At 69.3% G+C, this 3,046-nt stretch carries 5 protein-coding genes; 3 read left to right on the top strand and 2 right to left on the bottom strand.

The window, feature by feature from the left end:
• From AC5RV2_RS16375 to AC5RV2_RS16365, 3 genes are all read left to right on the top strand, one after another.
• A partial coding sequence (locus AC5RV2_RS16375) for a dihydrolipoamide acetyltransferase family protein (protein ID WP_494093213.1) occupies positions 1 to 722 on the top strand: 722 nt, incomplete at its 5' end.
• 90 nt (positions 723 to 812) lie between these two features.
• A complete protein-coding gene (locus AC5RV2_RS16370; protein WP_494000602.1) occupies positions 813 to 1,028 on the top strand; it encodes a hypothetical protein in 216 nt (71 codons plus the stop codon).
• Positions 1,029 to 1,173: 145 nt separating this feature from the next.
• The gene (locus tag AC5RV2_RS16365; RefSeq protein ID WP_494093212.1) at positions 1,174 to 2,037 is read left to right on the top strand and encodes an MBL fold metallo-hydrolase; all 864 of its coding nucleotides are present in this window, start codon (positions 1,174 to 1,176) and stop codon (positions 2,035 to 2,037) included.
• Positions 2,038 to 2,143: 106 nt separating this feature from the next.
• On the opposite strand, the gene AC5RV2_RS16360 is transcribed toward AC5RV2_RS16365, so the two are convergent.
• Together AC5RV2_RS16360 and AC5RV2_RS16355 are read right to left on the bottom strand one after the other, a co-directional pair.
• Entirely contained in the window at positions 2,144 to 2,716 is a 573-nt protein-coding gene (locus tag AC5RV2_RS16360; protein WP_494093211.1) for a GNAT family N-acetyltransferase, read from the bottom strand.
• A 124-nt stretch (positions 2,717 to 2,840) separates the two neighbouring features.
• On the bottom strand, positions 2,841 to 3,046 hold a 206-nt coding region (locus tag AC5RV2_RS16355; protein ID WP_494093210.1), incomplete at its 5' end, for a hypothetical protein.

The following is a 3,046-nucleotide window of genomic DNA, read 5'->3' as shown; positions in this document are numbered from 1 at the left end:
GCGCCCCCGGCACCGACGCCCGTACCGGCCTGGGCATCGCCAGCCGCACCCCGATGAAGGGCGTGCGGAAGACCGTGGCCCAGGCGATGTCGCGCAGCCGCAGCGAAATCCCCGAGGCTACCGTCTGGGTGGACGTGGACGCCACCGCCCTGCTGCAGATGCGCGCCGACCTCAAGCGCCGCGATCCGGAGAACACCCCGGGGCTGCTGGCCTTCATCGCCCGGTTCGTGCTGGCCGGCCTGGCTAAATATCCGGAGTTGAACACCCGGATGGAAGGCGAAGAGATCGTCGGCTTCGACGGTGTCAACCTCGGTTTCGCCGCCCAGACCGACCGCGGGCTGATGGTGCCCAGCGTGCGCAACGCCGACAAGCTCAGCGCCCGGCAGCTGGATACCGAGATCAGGCGGCTCACCGCCGTCGCCCGCGACGGCAAGGCCACGCCGGCCGAGCTGACCAGCGGCACGTTTACGCTGAACAACTACGGCGTGTTCGGTGTGGACGGCAGCGCCGCCATCATTAACTACCCGGAGGTGGCGATCCTCGGCGTCGGCCGAATCATCGACAAACCGTGGGTGGTGGACGGGCAGCTGGCGGTCCGCAAGGTGACCGAACTGGTGCTGGCCTTCGACCACCGCGTCTGCGACGGCGGCACCGCGGGCGGCTTCCTGCGCTACGTGGCGGACGCGATCGAAAACCCCGGCAGCGTCCTCGCGGACCTGTAGCAGCTCCCCGCCGGCCGGGCGCCCGACCGGCCGGCGGCAGCCCGAAATTTTCCCTAGCTGGCCCGTCCCCGCCGGCGCTACCCTTAGGGCATGGTCACTCTGCCAGAGGCGTACAAAAAGTACCTCTCCCGCCTGTCTGCACACCATGCCGAGGCGCTGCGGCCGGTGTTCCTCGAGTCGGCTGCCGAGGGGGAACACGGCGTGATGGTCCGTGGCATGGGCTCCAAGCATGTGCAGGCCTACGTCGACGACTCCGTGCCGTTCGGCGAGGTGCGCGAGGTGCTTCGCTCCGTTCACGAACTCTAGCGCGGGACGCTCGCCAGGAGGCCGCAGCCAGTTGGCCGCGGTCGGGTGGCTGGGTGTGCCGGAGTGGTCGGCACGGTACCGTGGCAGGATCAGGCTGCGCCGTCCGCGCGGCCGGTGTTCGACGCGACGGAGGGTGACGGCCCGGATGAGCGATGCCGCCCGATCAGAGGACAAGGCCGGGGAGCCGGTGGACCAGGCCGGGGAGCCGGTGGAATGTGTGCAGGTGGCACCCGGCAACTACGTGATCAGGACCCGGGAGTATCTGTTGAACTCCGGGCTGGTCGTCGGCAGGAACAAGGCCTTGGTGGTGGATACCGGTGCCGGGCCGCGGCAGGCACGGCGAATTTACGCGGCCGTACGCGCGTTGACCAAGCTTCCGCTCGTCGTCGTGAACACGCATTTCCACTATGACCACGTCTTTGGCAACGCCTACTTCGCGGCCCAAGGCGTGCAGGACTTTTACGCCCACCGCAATTGCGCGCACGACGTCGCAGAGAACGGCGTGCTCCAGCGTGAGGCAGTCGGGGAAACGGAACCCGAAATGGCGGCCGGCGACGGTGAGCATACCGGGATCAAGATGCCGAACAAGCTGGTGGACACGGAAACCACCGTCGACCTGGGCGAGGTCAGCGTCAAACTCTTTCATCTGGGCCGCGGCCACACCGACGGCGACCTGCTGGTCGGTTCGCCCACCACGCTATTTGCCGGCGATCTGGTGGAGCAGGGCGCCCCGCCCGCCTTCGAAGATTCCTACCCGCGCGACTGGGTGGAAACGCTGCGCCGAATCTCCGGGCTGCGGCACGAGTACGACGTGCTGGTGCCCGGCCACGGCCAGACCGTCAGCGACGCCTTCGTGAAGAACATGTGCGAGACCATGACCCTGGCCGTCCGGATGGGTGAACAGGCCAGCCGCGACACTCCCGCGGACTCCACCAAGGCCATCCCGATCCTGCCCTACGGGCCCGTGCAGTCCCGCGCCCTGCTGCAGCGCCTCACCGCCAACCGCTAGGCGGAGCGACGGCAGGCAGCGGCGGCGCGGAGCGGCGGCGCGCAGCGGCGGCAGGGAGCGGCGCCGGGAAGGGGCGGCGGCGGCGCGCCGCGTCGGAAAGGGGGCGTCAGCCCAGTTCCAGCCGCATGAGCACCCGCGGGAACCCGTTCACCACCGAGTCGGTGTCTGCCGCCTTCGTGAAGCCGGCCTGTTCGAAGAGCTTGCGGGTGCCGACGTAGGCCATGGTCAGGTCGACCTTCTTGCCCGCGTTGTCGACCGGGTAGCCCTCAATGGCGGGGGCTCCGTGCCGGCGCGCAAGGTCGACGGCGCCGGTGAGCAAATCATGCGAGATCCCCTTGCCGCGATGCCCCGGCCGCACCCGGATGCACCACGCCGACCACACATCGATGTCGTCCACGTGCGGGATCTTTCGGGTGCGCGCGAAGGCCGTGTCCGCCCGGGGATGCACGGCGGCCCAGCCGACCACCTCGTCGCCGTCGTAGGCGAGTACCCCCGGCGGCGGGTCCTGCCCGCACAAGCGCTCGACGAGGGCCCCTCGATCCTCGCCCCGCAGCGAGGCGTTGTCTTTCGACGGAAGGCGGTAGCTGAGGCACCAGCAGACGTTCGCATCGGCGCGCTTTGGCCCCAGCACGGCTTTCACATCGCCGAACACGGTTGCCGGACGCACCTCGATGGCCATGGAATCACACTGCCACCGCCATCCTGTGCTGGCAATGCTCCGGGGCTCGGCCGGCGGCAATGCTCCAAGGCTGACCGTTGGCAATGCTCCAAGCCCGGCCGCCGCTGCCGTTCCCGCGGGTGACCTAATGCCGGCGCGACTGAAGGCCGAACAACCAGGTCAGCAGGGCGCTGAGCAGCATGCCGGTGCCCGTGATCAGGCCCATTCCCGCCCAGAAAAACAACGGGAGCCTGCCGGTGCCGGGGACAGGTGCGGCGCCGGCCTGTTGCGCGAGTAGGTAGAGTCCCGCGGCGGCGCCGATGCCCAGCACGGCCAGCAGCCAGCACAGCC

The sequence above is a fragment of the Arthrobacter sp. Y3225116 genome (assembly GCF_059091245.1).
The sequence above is the reverse complement of the archived record's forward strand: the minus strand, read 5'-3'. Positions and strand labels throughout refer to the sequence as shown.